15 protein-coding genes and 1 other RNA gene are annotated in these 17,736 nt (G+C 34.1%); 9 read left to right on the top strand and 7 right to left on the bottom strand.

The genetic code is table 11. The features are described from left to right. The first annotated feature begins 25 nt into the window (after nucleotides 1-25). The 4 genes from rnr to ssrA all read left to right on the top strand — a co-directional run bounded on the left by rnr (nucleotide 26) and on the right by ssrA (nucleotide 4,126). The gene (rnr, locus tag CSE16_RS17720) at nucleotides 26-2,434 is read left to right on the top strand and encodes a ribonuclease R (protein ID WP_099425112.1); all 2,409 of its coding nucleotides are present in this window, start codon (nucleotides 26-28) and stop codon (nucleotides 2,432-2,434) included. A gap of 57 nt (nucleotides 2,435-2,491) precedes the next feature. After that, nucleotides 2,492-2,956: an SsrA-binding protein SmpB gene (gene smpB / locus CSE16_RS17715; RefSeq protein ID WP_099425111.1), complete on the top strand. Its 465-nt coding sequence runs from the start codon at nucleotides 2,492-2,494 to the stop codon at nucleotides 2,954-2,956. A gap of 234 nt (nucleotides 2,957-3,190) precedes the next feature. Next, nucleotides 3,191-3,559 (top strand): helix-turn-helix domain-containing protein, encoded by a 369-nt coding sequence (locus CSE16_RS17710; RefSeq protein ID WP_157764856.1) that lies wholly within the window; start codon nucleotides 3,191-3,193, stop codon nucleotides 3,557-3,559. A 211-nt stretch (nucleotides 3,560-3,770) separates the two neighbouring features. Beyond that, nucleotides 3,771-4,126, top strand: a transfer-messenger RNA (tmRNA) gene (ssrA, locus tag CSE16_RS17705). A gap of 134 nt (nucleotides 4,127-4,260) precedes the next feature. Here the strand turns inward: ssrA and CSE16_RS17700 are convergent. The 7 genes from CSE16_RS17700 to CSE16_RS17670 form a co-directional block, all read right to left on the bottom strand. Then, nucleotides 4,261-5,427, bottom strand: a complete 1,167-nt coding sequence (locus tag CSE16_RS17700; protein ID WP_099425109.1) for a site-specific integrase — start codon at nucleotides 5,425-5,427, stop codon at nucleotides 4,261-4,263. Nucleotides 5,428-5,533: 106 nt separating this feature from the next. Further along, nucleotides 5,534-5,725, bottom strand: a complete 192-nt coding sequence (locus CSE16_RS17695) for a helix-turn-helix domain-containing protein (RefSeq protein ID WP_253896116.1) — start codon at nucleotides 5,723-5,725, stop codon at nucleotides 5,534-5,536. Between the two features lie 40 nt (nucleotides 5,726-5,765). After that, complete coding sequence (locus CSE16_RS17690) at nucleotides 5,766-6,830, bottom strand: Rep family protein (protein ID WP_172954401.1); 1,065 nt, start codon at nucleotides 6,828-6,830, stop codon at nucleotides 5,766-5,768. A gap of 379 nt (nucleotides 6,831-7,209) precedes the next feature. Further along, nucleotides 7,210-7,818, bottom strand: coding sequence for a hypothetical protein (locus CSE16_RS17685; RefSeq protein WP_157764854.1), 609 nt, complete (start codon nucleotides 7,816-7,818; stop codon nucleotides 7,210-7,212). Next, nucleotides 7,815-8,885 carry a cell division protein FtsK gene (locus CSE16_RS17680; RefSeq protein ID WP_099425106.1) on the bottom strand — a complete coding sequence of 357 codons (1,071 nt, stop codon included), beginning with the start codon at nucleotides 8,883-8,885 and terminating at the stop codon, nucleotides 7,815-7,817. The genes CSE16_RS17685 and CSE16_RS17680 overlap by 4 nt, the downstream gene beginning before the upstream one ends. Beyond that, nucleotides 8,885-9,202: a hypothetical protein gene (locus CSE16_RS17675; protein WP_099425105.1), complete on the bottom strand. Its 318-nt coding sequence runs from the start codon at nucleotides 9,200-9,202 to the stop codon at nucleotides 8,885-8,887. Before CSE16_RS17675 ends, CSE16_RS17680 begins: the two co-directional genes overlap by 1 nt. 250 nt (nucleotides 9,203-9,452) lie before the next feature. Further along, on the bottom strand, nucleotides 9,453-10,808 hold the full coding sequence (locus tag CSE16_RS17670; protein ID WP_099425104.1) for a hypothetical protein: 1,356 nt from the start codon (nucleotides 10,806-10,808) through the stop codon (nucleotides 9,453-9,455). 299 nt (nucleotides 10,809-11,107) lie between these two features. On the opposite strand from CSE16_RS17670, the gene CSE16_RS21975 reads away from it, so the two are divergent. The 5 genes from CSE16_RS21975 to CSE16_RS17645 all read left to right on the top strand — a co-directional run bounded on the left by CSE16_RS21975 (nucleotide 11,108) and on the right by CSE16_RS17645 (nucleotide 17,682). Continuing rightward, entirely contained in the window at nucleotides 11,108-11,992 is an 885-nt protein-coding gene (locus CSE16_RS21975; protein ID WP_253896115.1) for an HNH endonuclease, read from the top strand. Nucleotides 11,993-12,364: 372 nt separating this feature from the next. After that, nucleotides 12,365-13,753: a reverse transcriptase domain-containing protein gene (locus CSE16_RS17660; RefSeq protein WP_099425103.1), complete on the top strand. Its 1,389-nt coding sequence runs from the start codon at nucleotides 12,365-12,367 to the stop codon at nucleotides 13,751-13,753. A 19-nt stretch (nucleotides 13,754-13,772) separates the two neighbouring features. Next, a complete protein-coding gene (locus CSE16_RS17655) occupies nucleotides 13,773-14,612 on the top strand; it encodes a GIY-YIG nuclease family protein (RefSeq protein WP_099425102.1) in 840 nt (279 codons plus the stop codon). A gap of 783 nt (nucleotides 14,613-15,395) precedes the next feature. After that, complete coding sequence (locus CSE16_RS17650) at nucleotides 15,396-17,153, top strand: N-6 DNA methylase (protein ID WP_157764852.1); 1,758 nt, start codon at nucleotides 15,396-15,398, stop codon at nucleotides 17,151-17,153. Then, nucleotides 17,137-17,682: a hypothetical protein gene (locus tag CSE16_RS17645; protein WP_099425100.1), complete on the top strand. Its 546-nt coding sequence runs from the start codon at nucleotides 17,137-17,139 to the stop codon at nucleotides 17,680-17,682. The genes CSE16_RS17650 and CSE16_RS17645 overlap by 17 nt, the downstream gene beginning before the upstream one ends. Nucleotides 17,683-17,736 lie beyond the last annotated feature (54 nt).

Here is a 17,736-nt window from a genome sequence, read left to right as displayed (position 1 = left end):
TTTTCTGTTCAAAGGAGGGTAAAAAATGACTCAAAACAATGATTTTCAAACGCGAATCCTTTCTTTTATGAAAGAAGAGGGTTATAACCCAATGACAGTTTCTGAAATTGAGGAAGCTTTTGAATTAGAGGAAGCGGATGATTTCCGTGAGCTCGTTAAAACACTAGTTAAAATGGAAGCACAGGGCCATATTGTTCGCTCTCGTTCCAATCGATACGGATTGCCAGAACGTATGAATCTAATGCGCGGTCGCTTTATCGGACACGCGAAAGGATTCGGCTTCGTGGCACCAGAAGAACAAGGCATGGATGATATTTTTATTCCACCATATGAAATTAATGGTGCATTAAATGGCGACACAGTATTAGTCCGTGTATTAAAAGAAACTTCTGGGGATCGCCGTGAAGGAACGATTACAAAAGTAGTTGAACGCAGTAAAACGACCTTTGTCGGTACGTACCAAGCAAATCGTGGCTTTGGCTTTGTCGTGACAGATGATAAAAAACTAAATATGGACATTTTTATCGCCAAGGAAGATGCTTTAGGTGCGGTAGATGGTCATAAAGTCGTTGTAGAAGTTACGCATTGGCCGGATGAAACAAAATCGGCTACTGGGATGATTACGAAAATTTTAGGTCACCGAAATGATCCAGGTGTGGATATTTTATCGATTCTGTATAAATATGACATTCCACCAGAGTTTCCAGAGGAAGTTGTGCAAGCAGCAACGGAAGTGAAGGATGAAATTTCAGAGCAGGATTTAGTTGGTCGTCGTGATTTGCGCAATGAAGTAATCGTAACCATTGATGGCGCGGATGCGAAAGACTTAGATGATGCGGTAACTGTTATTAAAAATGCAGATGGTACGTATAAGCTAGGTGTTCATATTGCAGATGTCAGCTATTATGTGACGCAAGGTTCAGTCCTTGATATAGAAGCGTATGAGCGTGCAACATCCGTGTACTTAACAGACCGTGTTATTCCAATGATTCCACACCGTTTATCGAACGGGATTTGTTCATTAAATCCACAGGTTGATCGCTTAACATTGTCATGCGAAATGACGATTGATGGCAGTGGGCACGTCATTAAGCATGAGATTTTCCAAAGTGTGATTAACACAACAGAACGTATGACATATACCGATGTATACCATATTTTAGAGCATTCAGATGAACATCCGGAGCTAATGGAACGCTATGCGGACTTAGTGCCGATGTTTAGAAACATGGCGGAGCTTGCACAAGTGTTGCGTAATAAGCGAATGACGCGCGGTGCGATTGATTTTGACTTTAAAGAATCGAAAGTCCTTGTATCAGAAGAAGGCTGGCCAACTGAAATCGTTTTACGTGAGCGTACTGTTGCCGAGCGTTTAATTGAAGAATTTATGTTAGCAGCCAATGAAACAATTGCGGAACATTTCCACTGGATGGAGCTACCATTTATTTATCGTATACACGAAGATCCAAAGCCTGAAAAATTACAGCGTTTCTTTGAATTCGTTACGAATTTTGGCTTGGTGATTAAAGGTTCGGGCGCATCAGTCCATCCGAAAGCGTTACAAGAAATTATTTCAGCAATTGAAGGTTTACCAGAAGAGCCTGTCATTTCTACGATGTTACTACGTTCAATGCAGCAGGCAAAGTATTATCCGGAATCACTTGGTCACTTCGGCTTGTCGACGGATTACTATACGCACTTCACTTCTCCAATTCGACGATACCCGGATTTAATCGTTCACCGTTTAATTCGCACGTATTTAATTAATGGCGATACATCGAAGGAAACAGTATTCCAGTGGGGCCAAGCGATGGATGAGATTGCGGATCATACATCGAATCGCGAACGACGTGCAGTAGAGGCAGAACGTGATACAGATGCACTGAAAAAAGCACAGTATATGTCCGATAAAATTGGTGAGGAATTTGAAGGAATTGTTTCTTCCGTTACAAACTTCGGGATTTTCGTGGAATTAGAAAATACAGTAGAAGGTCTCGTGCATATTTCGAATATGGCCGATGATTACTACCGTTTTGATGATCGCTCGATGATGATGATTGGCGAACGTACAGGACGTCAATTCCGAATTGGTGATGAAGTAAAAATTCGTGTTGCCAATGTAGTCATTGAAGAATCTTCAGTAGACTTTGAAATTGTTGATATGATTTCGAATGCACGACCATTTAAAAAGCAATCCACAAGAGTGATTCATGCTGGTCGTCAAGAAAAGAGCCGTCCAGAGCGAACAGGTGAAAAACGTGATCGCAAGTCGCGCGGCGGCAGCAAGGAGCGTCCTGCAAAAGAGAAAAGAAGTAGCCGCTCCGATGAACGTGATCCACGCGGTCGTAGAAAAGATGGCAAATCCAATGATAAGCCAAAGTTCTATGAGGGTATTGCTCGAGGGAAAAAGAAAAAGAATAAAAAGAAGAAATAATGTTTGAAGCTAGGATTGATGTTCGAAATCCTAGCTCCTTTCTAAGGGGTGTTAATAATGGCAAAAGGCGCAGGTAAAGTAATAGCACAAAACAAAAAAGCGAATCATGATTATTTCATAGAAGAAACAATCGAGGCAGGTATGGTGCTGACTGGTACTGAAATTAAATCGGTTCGCGCAAGTAAGGTCCAGTTAAAGGATTCTTACGTGCGTCTACGAAACGGCGAAGCGTGGATTATTAATATGCATGTCAGCCCTTTTGATCAAGGAAATCGTTTTAATCACGATCCACTCCGTGAACGTAAGCTGCTCTTACATAAAAAGCAAATTGGTCAGCTTGTCGGCGCGGTAAAGCGCGATGGCTATACCATTGTTCCATTAAAAATGTATATTAAAGACGGCTATGCCAAACTTCTAATCGGAACCGGTAAAGGTAAAAAGGATTACGATAAGCGCAATGATATGCGTAAAAAAGAAGCAAAGCGCGACATGGAACGCGTATTCAAAGACCGTCAACGTTAATTTTAAAAGAGTGCCTCATACAGAAATGAGGGCACTCTTTTTTTTTTATTAATACATAGAAATTTTAAGGTAATCCGTATAAGAAAGCACGGAAATTCATTGGAATTTTCTGGGGTGTCTTTTAATGTCGAAAAATATATAATTTTAAGAATATTTAGTTTTTAAAGGAGAAAAGGGATTTTTTTCGATGATTTATGTTTTTAATTGATGTAAAATAGATTTCGGGGAAAAGGAGTGGTTACAAAAAAAATGGAACTTTTACAACAGGCTGAAATAGTAGATAGGATTATTTTTCACATTGAAAAAAACTTTCGTGTAAAAAATTGCTTAAAGGATTTACATGAAGTGATATTTGTGGAGTATCCTGTTTATGAAAAGGTTTTTCAAGAACAAGTAAATTTAACAATTCATGAATACATCGTTAGATTACGTACGGAACAAGCCGTCCGATTATTAGAAGAAACACAATTGGATGTAAAGGAAGTTGCAATAGCGGTAGGAATAAATGGCTATTTTGAATTTGTCCGTATTTTCGAAAAGCAAATGGGGATTAGTCCTAGCAAGTATAGGAATCAAATTTGCAAGGCGAAAGTAGTTAAATAGAAATCACATTTGCCACACGCTGAGCCTATTTCGGGGGAGTGACTTGTGTTTGTAAGAAATATTTTGTGACATTTAATCATGGAATGCTATCGCTTGCTAGTTTAGCTAATTTATCATATAATTCATTACAGATAGCCAGTGTATGTCTACTCATACGGCATACGTTTAGGAGCTTTGTCTCCAGCCGAACTATACTCGGGTTTTTATACTCGGGGACGTTACGGATTCGACAGGGGTGGTTCAAGCTCTGGTCGCGCGTCGGAGGTCTCGTCTTCGTCATCAACGGAAGTTATATTATAACTGGCAAACAACAAAACTTAGCTTTCGCAGCGTAAGCTCGTAAGCGCTCTGCCTCTGCATCGCCCATGTGCAGTACGTAGGGCCCAACTTTAGTGGGATACGGTCGGTGGTGCCGCTTGAGTCACCGGCAAGAGATTTCCAAGCTAGCGTGCAGGACGCCTGTTTACCGGCATAATGCCACGCGAATCGCAAATAGGTAAACTACACGCGTAGAAGCCGGAGTATTGGAGCTTCTGGACGCGGGTTCGACTCCCGCCGTCTCCATAAAATAGAAATCAAATGATTTCATAGAGTGTCAAAATCCTTGATAAACAAGGGTTTTGGCACTTTTTTAATGTCAGTTAGTTTCATCTAATTCCATCGAAAAATAGTCAATTTGTAGTCAGAAAATAGTCAGAAACTTAACCCTCTAAATAGTTCACAAACTTCTGTATAGCACCTTCTTTCGCTTTTTTAGTTACATGTGTATAAATGTCTAAAGTAGTCTTAACATCTGAATGTCCTAAGCGATCTTGTACTTCTTTAATGCTTGCACCCGCTTCGAATAAAAGTGAGCAATGCGTATGTCGAAGGCCATGTGGCGATACATGCTTGAACTGATATTTATTTTGCACACTATACATCCATTTTTGTACTTGCACAGGTTGAATAAATTCGTTTTTAGTGTTGCTAAATATCAACTGATTCTTCTTCATTGTATTAAACCCAAGTTTTATATATTGCTGCTTCTGATGCTTATTCCATTCTTTTAAGATCAATAACGTTGTTTCATCTAGTTTTATTGCGCGTGGCTTGCCGGTTTTGGTTGTTTTTAAATAAAGTTGTGTTTGTTTACCACGGCCAATTGCTTTATTGATTGTGAGTTCACTTTCTACAAAGTTTACATCATTCCAGGTTAATGCTAATGCCTCACTTTTTCGCATCCCTGTATAAGCAATTAATCGTAATAGGGCATATGCCTTAAAGTTAAGATGCTCTTTTGCCTTTTCTAGAAATGTAATTAGCTCATCTTTAATATAAAAATTTTCGCTTCCTTCTTCTACACTTTCAGTAAAGGCTTTCTTTACTTTGGTCTCAACATGTGTGAATGGGTTAGTTTGAATAAAGCCATGTACAATAGCGAAATCTAAAACTTTTTTTGCATAGGATTTAATTGTACGCGCTTTTTGAACTTTTGTAGCCCATTCATTGTAATGTTTTTGGCAAATAGCAATCGTGATTTTTTCGATACGATAATTACCCATAGCAGGTAAGATATGATTTTTGAAGTAGCCAGCTGTTTTAACAAATGTACTTTCTTCTACAGTTTTTTCATATTGGTTAATCCAAAGATCGTAAACTTCCTGGTAGGTTTCTGCGCTCTTTTGTTTGTATGTTCCTTCAGATACTTGTAGTTTAATACGTGCTAAAGCGAGCTCTGCTTCTTTTTTTGTTTTAAATCCACGGCGTGTAGTGTTTTTAGCTTTTCCTGTTAGTTCATCTGTTCCTAAAAATACTCGAAACATATATAATGTTTTACCATCTTTATTTTGATAATTTTTGATGGGTGAAGAATTATTTTTTTTCATAGTGATCCTCCTAATATCGTTGCGGGGGCAAGATAAAAAGAGAGGATTAATCCTCACAGTTATAATATATAATTTAACTGGGGAAAAATCCTCTTGTAGAACTTGATTAAGAGCTGTATTCTTCTAAAAAGCGATCGATTTCTTTTTTTGCTACTCGTTTTATGCCCTCAATTTCACATACTTTTAAGCCAAGTAAACGAAATTTTTTGAATGTGTTGTATGAGACCCCAGCGTAATTAGCTGCTTCTTTTAACGAGAACCATTCCTTTGGAAAGGTGAATTCATATCTTTGATTCAATTAGTCCACTCCTAGCGTTTAATTTATCGTAATTTAGGTACTATTTATTTAAAAACTGATTGAATTTATCATAAGTTTGTCTACCATTGGTATTATATTTCTCTTTAAGTTTTTTAAGTAAATAATTTTTTTGTCTAGTATCTTCAACAGAAATATATTTTTTTTCTAAGTCATTATAATTTTGCATTTCAAAATAATCTTGAGTTATAAATTGAACGAAAGTAATTCTTCTCTGAAGTTGTCCAAATGAATCAACCGTTTTTTTATGTCTGAAAATTTCATCATAAAATTGTTTTGGGCTATATGGAGAAGTGATGATGAATATATCAATCATTAGAGATTTATCAAAAAAACGGCTTGGAGCTTTGGGATTTTCTCCAAAAGGATCAAGCATTTTCAATAAATCATCATAATTAAAAGTAGTTGGTCTCAACTCATCTAAAATCACAAGATGTTCGCCATCATAATGTTGAAAACTATCCCTGGATGAACCTGTAATAAAATACTTTACATTTTGTTCATCTGCGTATTTTTTAGCTAGAGCTGTTTTTCCAGTTCCAGAAGTCCCATATATCCATATAACCGTAATCGGTTCATTTTTACTTTTCTGCTCATCTAACCAAACTTTAGATTTTTGTTCTTGTACCTGCTGATAGACATCATTGATCTGCTTTTTTGCCTTAGCAAATTGTGAACCTGTCAAATTTAAGATAACTTCATCTTTTGATAGTTCGCCTGTTCCTAATTGATCAAGCAAGCTTTTAATAATTTCACTATCTTTCATTTTAATTTTCTGTTCGATTTTTTGGGTTATATCTCTCATCAATGCAGGATAATCAAAATTAGCTTTTACTTCCTCAAGCTGATATTGATATTTGCCTTTTGCTTCTTTTGTTTGATGAACAAGATAAGAGTAAGCATTGTTAACATTTCCTCTCCACTGTTGAAAGGATGATATTTGTGGTTCGTTTAAAAGCTTTGCAAGTCTTTCTAAACTCCTTTGGTTTTCAAACTGTAATACTACATGAACATGTTTTTCAACCGAGTTCCCTTCTTCATTCATATCTTTATCATGTATAATTGCAGCAATTTTTAAAGGTTCCAAACATTCCACCAAAGTTTTTACGATGCTATTTAGTGTCTTCCGTTTAATAGACGATGGCAAATGTGAAAGTTGTTGCTGATACATTACATTAATTGCTTTGGGCTTCCCATTTTGGCTACCTCCTTAAAAATATAATTTTTTCAGATTTAATAATGCTTTTTGATAAATTTTAGCTATCATTTAATTTGATTAAAAAGACTGTGATTAGTCGACATTGTTGGTTTTTCAATAATTTTTGGCTACCTACTAAGCGGTGGTATAACAAGCTCTACCACCGCATGAAATATAGTTTTTTATTTAAATTTGGCTATGAACTTTATAAATTTTTTTATTTTGGTGCTTTTTTTGGCTTTTCGTTCCGAGCCAAAAGCACCACTATTCATTTACTCTTTGTACCAATGAGCCATAAGTTGAATTTATTACGTTCAAAAGTCGAGATTAAATAATCAGGATATAAGCTTGAAATATGCTCTTTTATTTGCCCCTCATACTCTTTAAGAATTTTTTGAGACTGTGCCTCTTTAGGAATTTTTATTAGTAGTTTCAACTGTTTATTAGTTAAATCAATTACGGATTTTCTTACCTCTTTATTGAACTTTAAAATAACTTCATTTTTGGGTAACATATAATTATCTGAATCATTCACCGGAGCTTTTTGGTATTGTTTTAAGAATTTTCTGAACCTAAGTGTACCTATAATTGATTTTCCTAGGTTGATTAAAGAATCATTAATCAATCTTAGGAAAACTTCTTGTAGAAGAAGAACAAATATTAAACTAGGAATCAAGAGGTTAGTTACATATAGTATCCTTAAAATTTGTTCAATAAATTGGAAAAGTTGATTGGGTAATGGTAAACTTTCGCCTAAGTTAATTAAATTTTTTCGTAAGAGTTTAATTATTAGCGTAAATATAATGCTCAAGAGGAAGAAAGTCCCTAGAAACTGTATTAAGTTATAGATTTTCATCAAGTATGATTTTTTCATCACAGAATACCTCTTTCCATATAAAAAGTAGGTGTGAGCAGCGGTAAAACTTGATAAGGATGTTCATCATCAATGACTTGTATTAATCCCGTTCCTTTCCCTATGGGAATTACAATACCCTCAGGATTTAAATCCGGAAACAAGAATTGGGTTGTCTTGCTGCTAATATTACCAATCTGAACTAGAACATTTGCTTGTTCTCGTACACTTACAGGAACCGCATTAAAATCAAAACGCTGCGATACTAATACTAAATGACACCGTGTTGAACGCCCTAGTAAGGCAATAGAACTAAGCAATGACATAAAGGAATCTTTAATTTGTTTGTTCACTCCTTCTGATAATGCTAAAACTTCATCAATAACTACGGTCAAATGTTCAAACTCATATGCAGGGTTTTCGTATAATATTTCTTGTCGCTGATAAATAATGTTTAGCACAGAACTTAGAGATTCATTGACTTGACTAACAAAATCACTTTTCGAACGGTTATTTTCAGGGTGAATTACCGCGATGTTATGATTTCTAGCCCATCTGGATGGAGTATCAAACTTTGGATCGATAATTATTAGTTCAGAAATTTCGTTCAGTATCTCAAGTAAATAAGTTAAAAAATATGACTTACCACTCCCCGAATTTCCTGAAATAATTATCCCAGTCACTTTGTTGAAATTTATTTTTAGATTTTTCATAATTGGAATTTGGTTAGATTTATTTTCTTTCAGCAACCTCATCAAATCTGATAAAACTAATCTTTCACTAATCCCTATAAACCAAGGGAAGAACAATGCACGCTGTACATGAATATCATCCGTATCTAGAGGAATAAAATAAGCTGAATTTTGTTTTAAAAGTGTATACCTTGGATAAAGACTGGCATTTGCAATAATAAAAATCTTTTGGTATAAATCATCATCAATTAGATAACCCGCAGGAGTACGAGGGACGAATAAAAATCCGTCATCTCGAACTTCTACATAAAATGAATTAGTGTATGTTGATTCTCCATTCATCGCAAGAGCCATATTTAAACTCTGATTCAAATATTTTTTAATGTAAGACTTATCCATCATTTAACTACTTTCAAGCCATCTGCTTTAAAATACACATTTGAACGAATTTCAATGCCTTGAAGATTTTCGAATTCTATTATTGAAAGAAACGGTGGTAAGTCAGGTTTTTTCGTGAATTTGACTGTGAAAGGATTGAGTCCATCTTGTACAAACCATAACTTGTAACCTTTAATATTTTCTGTTCGTTGCTTATCGACGTATTCGTACTGCGTTTCAATAAAAGTTGTTGCACATTTCGTCGGGACATTTGTTGCAATAAATTTGCGAGCTACTGATTCTGAATACTGATTCGATTGAATAAATCCTGTTTTCATTATGAAAACCTCCTTTATAAAATAGAGTTAAGAAGCAGCAACTTCTTCCTCTGCTATCTAAACAATTTGCAACTTGTTTAGATATTCAAACTATCAAAGCTTTGCTGAACTTTGATAGATTCATCTTATAAAAGTTTTCTTCTTATTAGGTTGCAGTTATGTGGGTATTTTCATATTATTTTGCCAACATGACTACCAACAAAATATTCAATAAAAAAAGAGCAGAATTTTTTCTGCTCTTAATAATCACCTATTTAGAAAAATGTATTAGTTCCTCATCAGTCAACAGTTTCAAAAGATTATTTTGAATATCAATAAATCTATCAATTGATTCATGAATATCTTTATTCATACGTTCTTGCAAGCGTTGAACTATTTGGCTATTATTAGTCAAATACCCTGGGATGTTTTGATTTTTAAAGTGTTTATCATTATACCAATCCTCCATAGCAGCCATTACCTCTTCCTGAGAATTAAAATCTGATGTCTCAAAAATAGGACTTTCTTCAAACATCCGTGGATTCTTAAGAGTCCTTCCAATACCCCTGTTATTGACTGCACGATTTATAACATCATCAATTTCGACTTCTTTAATTGAAATAGTTTCAGGTACTTCACTAAAGGTAATGCCATACCGTAACAACTTAGCATCTGGAATATCTCCTTTTTGTAATGTTTTCATAACTACTGATATTATTTCAGCTCTTTCAATTCTTTCAGCTTCCGATAATCCTCTTAAACCAGCACTACTAATGTTTATTTTGTAGTGTTCAGCTTTTGTCGTCTGCAATGGAATCGTATTTTGAAATGATATTGCTAAATCTTCATCTAGGAATTCATCAATTAAACTTTTCACCATGAATCCGATTTTGAAAATCATATTACTCTTTAATTTTGCTACAACATCAGGAATAATAATTTTATTAAATTGCCCCAAAATCCACTGTCTAACTTCAGAATTAATCTTAGAATAGTCGAATTTATTGAAAATTTTATCAATTATTTCAGCTCTGAATGAACTTATAATCTTCTTTCTACACATCAACCACATTTTGTCTCTCATATCAAAAAGATCGATTACAGTTTCTTCATTTATTGGATTTATTCTAAAATCTCTCTCGATATTAACGATTTTCCCACCTATCCATAAAGGATAATCAAACTTTTTACTTACATTATCCATATAAATCTCATCAGATTTTAGAAAGTTATATCGCTTTATATTATATTCAGCAAAAGTTTCTGCCATTGATAACATAGCTTTTTGGGACTCGATATCAATATTATCTTTACCTTCATACAAGTCTGAATCAGTAGTTAAATCTTTAAGATTAATTAGTTTAAACAAATTTGTAAAAAGCCATTTTAAAGTTTCTTCAAATTCTTCTGAACTTCCGAAAATAATCTCTTCTGGAGCTTTATCAAAAATAGTAGTATAGTCTAAAAGTACTGTTTCTGTAATGAAATTACCACGAATCTTACCTCTTTCGATACGACTTATATCACTTCTATCAGATATTCTTTCCATAGGAAAACCTAAATCTACTCTTAATTTTTTACATCGCTCTGCAATTTTAGGAACTAGATATGCTTCCAAATCAATCAAATTTATACCAACTTTCTAATATTTTATACGCTACTCCACAACTCAGTAAGCTTGATGTCATCACTAGCTGGATGAAGTGATTTCTCTTGATCAATCTTTAAATCTGAGATCTATTCCTAGTTGATTATTATACTTGAAATAAATATTTTTTAACATTGAATGTTATTAATGGTTTATATTGGGTTATTTTGTCCTGCGCAGTTAGGGAGACTTTTCATCTGACACCATGGTCCTATGTTTACCTTCATAGTACAATGAATATAATAATAAGAATAAATAATATTTTGGGAGATAATTCTATGAGTATGAAACGTCCGTTAGTAATCAATGAAGTTGTAAATAATAAGCAACTTTGTGGGGTGTTTTTATGTGCGCCGCAGGGGGGAATGCGTAAATCGAATCGTACTAATACGTTGACGCTTATTTCGGATAAGACGAAGCTTTATGATGACAAGGTAGTAGATGATATTTATCATTATACAGGTATGGGCCAGAGTGGTGATCAGAAAATGAGCGGTCAAAATTTAACATTAGCTGAATCAGACATTAATGGAGTCGAGGTTCATTTTTTTGAGGTAATGAAGCCGAGAGAATATACATATCGAGGACAGGTAGAGCTTGCTGGCGAGCCTTATCAGGGGCAGCAAAAGGATCAAGATGGAAGGCAGCGTCTTGTATGGATTTTCCCTCTGCGCTTAAAGGATAGTAAAGCAAAGTTTACAAAATTACCATCTCCTAAGAATGATAAGCAAGAACTAGAAGAAGAATTTAATGAAATTCAGCAAATTGAAAACCTACCAATACTTCAAACTGAAAAAGAACGCCTAATCAAAGGGCGCATAGGTCAGGGGAAGTTTAAAAAATTACTTTTCGATCGTGAATGTAAATGTGCATTATGTGGTGTAACCGATCCACGAGTTTTGATAGCTAGTCATATTAAACCATGGAGCACTTCTACAAATGAGGAGCGTCTTGACGTGAATAATGGATTATTACTTTGTCCAAATCATGATGCATTGTTTGATAAACATTTAATTTCGTTTGATTTACAAGGAAAGATTGTGATATCACAAACATTAGATGAAACAGCTCGAATGTTTTTGAATATTCATGATGGGTTGCGAGTAAAGTTGAATGAAAAGCAATTAGGTTATATGAAGGAGCATTATCAAAAATTAAATTAATAGTTTTTCCATTTAAACTATAGATTAAATCTGAAATGAATGTAATAATATACCCATTTAAATTCCTTATATTTGTATTTACTTGAAAATTTAGTTACAATTAACTTGTCTCCAAAATTGGTTGTGAGAGCAATTAGTTTCTATGTTGAGCAAGTTTCTGAACGTTCATAAACTCGCTCAACCACCAGATGTCGAGGATCATTGCTATTAAAGCTTGGCCTTCCACATTGAATAAACTAATCACGGTTAGAATTACCTCCTTACGGTAATGATACCAAATGTTTAAGAGTACTCTTCTAGAGTGCAAGCGGTCAAAGGCTCTTCCCCGTATAAGGGTGAACCCGCCAAAATTATGCTAGGAGGCTGATCTATTTGAATAGAAGTAATGGGCCGCGACGATTACATGGCCTTTCTAGCTCTTCTGAAATTAATTGGTCAAAATACAAGAAAAAGGAATATCTACACTTTGATAAACGTGTAGATATAAAAAATGATGAGCATATGCAAGCGAAAATCCAAGACCCATCTTGGGTAGCTTCATATGCTTTTTTGCCGTCCATTCATTTCGAAATTGTATTTAAAAAATATATAACTTTAAAAAATGAAAAGGGAGAAAAATATAAGAAGCCAGACAAGAAGCCACGTGAAATATATTACGCTGCTCATAAAGATAGTCTCATTTACAAATATTACGGAGACTTACTTAACAATGCATATAACCACTATGCTTCTAATAAAGATATTAATGAGATAGCTGTCGCCTATCGAAATAATAAGCGCGGTAAAAATAACATTGATTTTGCATATGAGGTGTTTGATTTTCTTTTGAAGCAAGATCAATCAATAGTTATAGCATTAGATTTTAAAAGCTTTTTTGATAATATTAATCACAAATCACTTAAGCAAAAAATTAAACGTGTATTAAACGTAGAAGAGTTACCAAAAGATTGGTACAAAATTTTTAAAAATATCACTCGTTATTCATATGTAGAAAAGGCGGATATAGAAGAGTTTTTGCTTGATAAGTATGGAAGAAAGAAATTGAGAAAGATTCGGTCTAAATTGCCTAAAATTATGAACCCAACTGAATTTAGGCAATTTAAAGAAGGGAAAATTAAAGTGAATCAGAATTTTTATGGAATACCCCAAGGTTCTGGTATGAGTGCAGTTTGTTCTAATGTGCATTTAATCGACTTCGATAAAGAAGTACTTGAATGGTCTAAGCAGAAGCATCCAGAAGCATTATATAGAAGATATTGCGATGATCTTATAATTGTAATACCTACAGCTAATGCTACTGTAGAACTACTTGAAGAGTGGAAAAATGAATTTTTGATTCAAATTGACCGCTATAAAGACGATGGTCTAATTATTCAAGAAAAGAAGACGGAGATGCGCTTATATAGAGATAAGACAATTTATAATGAAAAGATGGAAATTAGTCCATTAGATTATTTAGGCTTCGTTATAGATAAAAATATTATTAAGATTAGAGAAAAAAGTTTATTCAAGTATTATTCCCGTGCATATAAGAAAACTAAAACGAGTAAACGAATAGCTTATGCTACTAACCGACCTGGCCCGAAAAGAGAGTTATATGATTTATATACGCATCTTGGTCATAAATATCTTGGTTATGGTAACTTTAATGCATATGCGAAAAAAGCGCATAAAATGATGAAAGAGTTACCTTGTAAATCATATATCAGGAAGCAAACTAAGAGACATTGGGTGAAAATTCATAATAAGTTAAATAATTAGTACGGATAGGTGAGAAGTAATGACTTTTGGAAAGACAATAAAAATGTTTCTAATAGATGGAGATCCGAGTGGGCGTTTAACTTGTGAGCTTTCGAATTGGACAGGTTTAGCTTATCGAATCCCTCGTACTGAGGTGAAGAAATGCGCGGATCGACCTAATTTAAATTCGACAGGTGTATACATGTTATTTGGTCGCAATGAGGATGATAAAGAGGCCGTATACATTGGTGAAGCAGAAGAAGTATATGAGAGATTACAATATCACTTACGAGAAAAAGACTTTTGGAACGAAGTTATCGTTTTTATTAGTAAAGACGAAAACCTAAATAAAGCCCACATTAAATACATCGAAAATAAATTATATGAAAGAGCGAAAGCAACAAATCGTTATTTCGTGATGAATGGAAATATCCCTCCAATGCCTTCTATATCAGAACCAGATCGTGCGGAAATGGATGAATATATTAGTAACCTTATGATGATGGTAAATACGCTTGGACATAAGTTATTTGAGGAAATTAAAGACAATGCTGAAATTCACGAAAATGATATTTTCTTTATTGAAGCTGCTCGTGGTGCGAAAGCAAATGGAATTCAAACTCAGGAGGGTTTTGTTGTCTTAAATGGTTCTAAAATTGCAACGGATTATGTTAATTCCTATTCAGAACGTTCAATTGCTAAAAGAAATGAACTAATACAGTCAGAAAGAGTAACAGTTATTAATGGTGAATTTATTGTGATGGAGGATCTTTTGTTTACGAGTCCTTCTGCAGCAGCTGATATTGTTATGGGACGAAGTGCGAATGGGTTGACGGAGTGGAAGAATAAATTTGGTAGAAGCTTAAAAGAATTGCAGTAAAAAACAGCCGTTTATGGCTGTTTTTTATTTTTTAACTTTAATTTTCTCATCCACAAGGATTTTTTATTTTGTGATCATTCATCAAATCCTATTGATTTGCAATACCCTCAATGAAAAAAATACAATGAACCTATCGAATTTATTGATGGCTCCTTCTTTTGTTTTCTTGAAACCTGTGCATAAATGTTCTTTGTAGTTCGAATATCCGAATGTCCTAAGCGATTCTGTACTTCTTTAGTATTTCATCAGCTTCTAGATATAAGAAAGTAATGTAAATGACAGAAAGCACGTGTCTTAATTTTAGGTAGATCATACGTGTCCTTAAGCCATTTTCTTTTTGCATGCTGTAAGAAGTTATTATCTTCATTGCTAAAACAACCTGTTACAGTTGAGCTGTATTAATCCTTTCTACAAAATTCTTTTCCTTTGTCCCTTCTACCACTCTGAAAGAATCGACATCCTGCATCGTTAATGATACGGGAAATCATCTGTTTTGGTGTCATTGACATAAAGCTTGTTGTCTTTCTCGTGAGAAATTCCTTTGTTTATACATATCTCATTTGTTTTAAAGTTAACTCTTTTCCAAGTAAGAGCGCGTGCCTTATCTTTACGCATATCGTTGTAAGCAAAAAGTTTGAAAAGGGAAAAGGGATTTTGGGAAATCGAATTTTAATTTAGTTGCAAATAATTTTTTATGGTTTTTAATAACCACATTGACATCGTTCTACTGTATGGTTTATAATAACCATAGAAAGATTAAAAAAACCAAACGGAGGGATTATATTGGATAAAAAGAAATATATTGAATTGCAAAAAAAAGATTACACTAATTTTGAATGGACGCTTACAAATTCACTGAGAGCTTTTTGTGTACCAGACGAGTACTTAGTAAAGGGAGTGTCTGTTGCATTTTTAACTTTACTTTGGAAGCAAACAGAAGAAAAGGAAAAGACAACTTTAGCATTAGTGATTTCTGAGAAGGTTAAAGACGAAACAACTGAACACTATTTGAACAATGTAGCTTTTGAATTTGGAAATCTGATTTTTGATTTGACAGATAAATATGAAGAAGAAGTCCTTATTTCATATATATTGTTTGCGGAACCGAACCTTTATTCAGCGGTGAGTAATTATGCAACACCAAGTGGAATAATCAAGTTAGCACTTAATATTCTCGATATTAAACCAGGTGATAAAGTGTTAGATATGGGTTCAGGTTTAAACAACTTTTTGATCACTGCAAATATGAATGAAAATTCTGCTTATTATTTTGGTATTGAAATTCATACACAATCAATAGTTGTTGCCAATATCAGAGGTTTGGTTGCTGAAAATGATATTAAAGTAGTTCAGGGAGATATGCTGGCAAAATCATGCGAAAAATTTGAAGCGAACAAAATCTTTTCTAATTATCCAATTGGGATGAAATTGGCACAGTTGAAACAAAAAATTGATGTTAATCCTACTTTAAGAAATTATTTTGGGAATATGAAGAGAAATATTTCCTCAGATTGGATCTATAACTTTGCAGTATTAGATAATCTTGACGATTCTGGGAGAGCGGTTGTAATTATGTCGAATTCGGGTACATGGAATAGTTCGGATGAAATGATTCGCAAATATTTTATTGAATCTGGAAATATCGAAGGTGTAATTTTACTTCCAGAACGTCTTCTCACAGGAACTGGAATACCTGTAACTTTGTTGGTTCTTGGGAAAAGTAAAAGTCAGACAGTGAAAATGGTAGATGCATCTTCAATTTATACAAAAGGCAGACGCCAGAATACCCTAGAAGAAAATGATATTGCTCATATCATGAAATATTATAATAGTGATTCAGAATTTAGTAGATCTGTTTCAATTGAAGAAATTGCAAAAGAGGAATATTTACTAAATCCACAGAGATTTATTCTAACTTTGAATGAGACGATTGATGGTATTCCTTTTGAGGATCTTTGTATTCGAATTTCTAGAGGTGCACAAATTAAATCCTCTGAATTAGACGAACTTGCAACTTCTGAATCTACAGGATTCCATTATTTAATGCTTCAGAATATTAACGAAGGGTTGATAGAGGAAGATTTACCAAGTTTAAAGTTTATCGATAAGCGCTATGAGAAACATTGTATTCAGAATAATAATTTGATTTTATCGAAAATAGGTTTTCCATTTAAGGTTGGTCTAGCCAAAGTTGGATTAAATGAAAAAATTCTAGCAAATGGAAATCTTTACTTTATTGAATTAGACGAAAGTAAGGTTAATCCTGTATTTGTTAAAGCCTATTTAGAGAGCGAACCGGGACAGGCTCAACTTTCGAAACTTTCGAAAGGTTCAGCTATGAAAAGTATCAGTATTCGAGATCTTAACCAATTGAAAATTCCGAGACTTCCGCAGAAAGAGCAGTTGGAAATTGCATCTCAATATCTTGATCTCTGCGATGATATCGTAATCCTTCAAAAACAACTTGAAAAAATTAAAGACAAAAAAGCAAATTTGTTAAATCAAGTAGGGGAGCGTGAGGGAGATGAAAATATCGAATGATCAATTACTCGATATTATAGCAGAAGCATCTTATCGTTTACATTCTGAACTGCGGACAGCAGGAAGAGAAAATAGATTGCAGGAATATCTTGAATTGATTGGAATGGGAGATCTTTTCCCGAAAGAAAGAGATGCGAATGATTTTGAATCTTATCTAGATGGAAAGATTCTGATTGTCGGTAAGAGTGAGATTAAACCTCAAGTTATTATCGGTACATTTAAAGAGTTAGGAATACCAAAAGAACAAATTGAGCTCTGTATAGGATATGATGAAGCTAAGACTTATCCTTTTAATAAGTTGCAATATAATCCGAAATACAGAGCCGTATTATTTGGTCCCATCCCACACTCAGTTGTAGGCAAAGGAGAAAGTTCAAGTATCATTACTCATCTTGAAACAAACGATGGGTTTCCTCGTGTAATACGGCTCAGTGCTAATAATGAACTAAAAATGACTAAAAGTAATCTTAAATCGGAGGTTGAACAATTACTTCATGAGGGTTATATAGTGGCTGCAGGTTGTAGATGAGACAAAAAGTGAGAACTAAGTTTGATATTAAAAGTTATAAATCGATTAATAATA

The organism is Solibacillus sp. R5-41 (assembly GCF_002736105.1).
Lineage (GTDB): Bacteria > Bacillota > Bacilli > Bacillales_A > Planococcaceae > Solibacillus.
The sequence above is the reverse complement of the archived record's forward strand: the minus strand, read 5'-3'. Positions and strand labels throughout refer to the sequence as shown.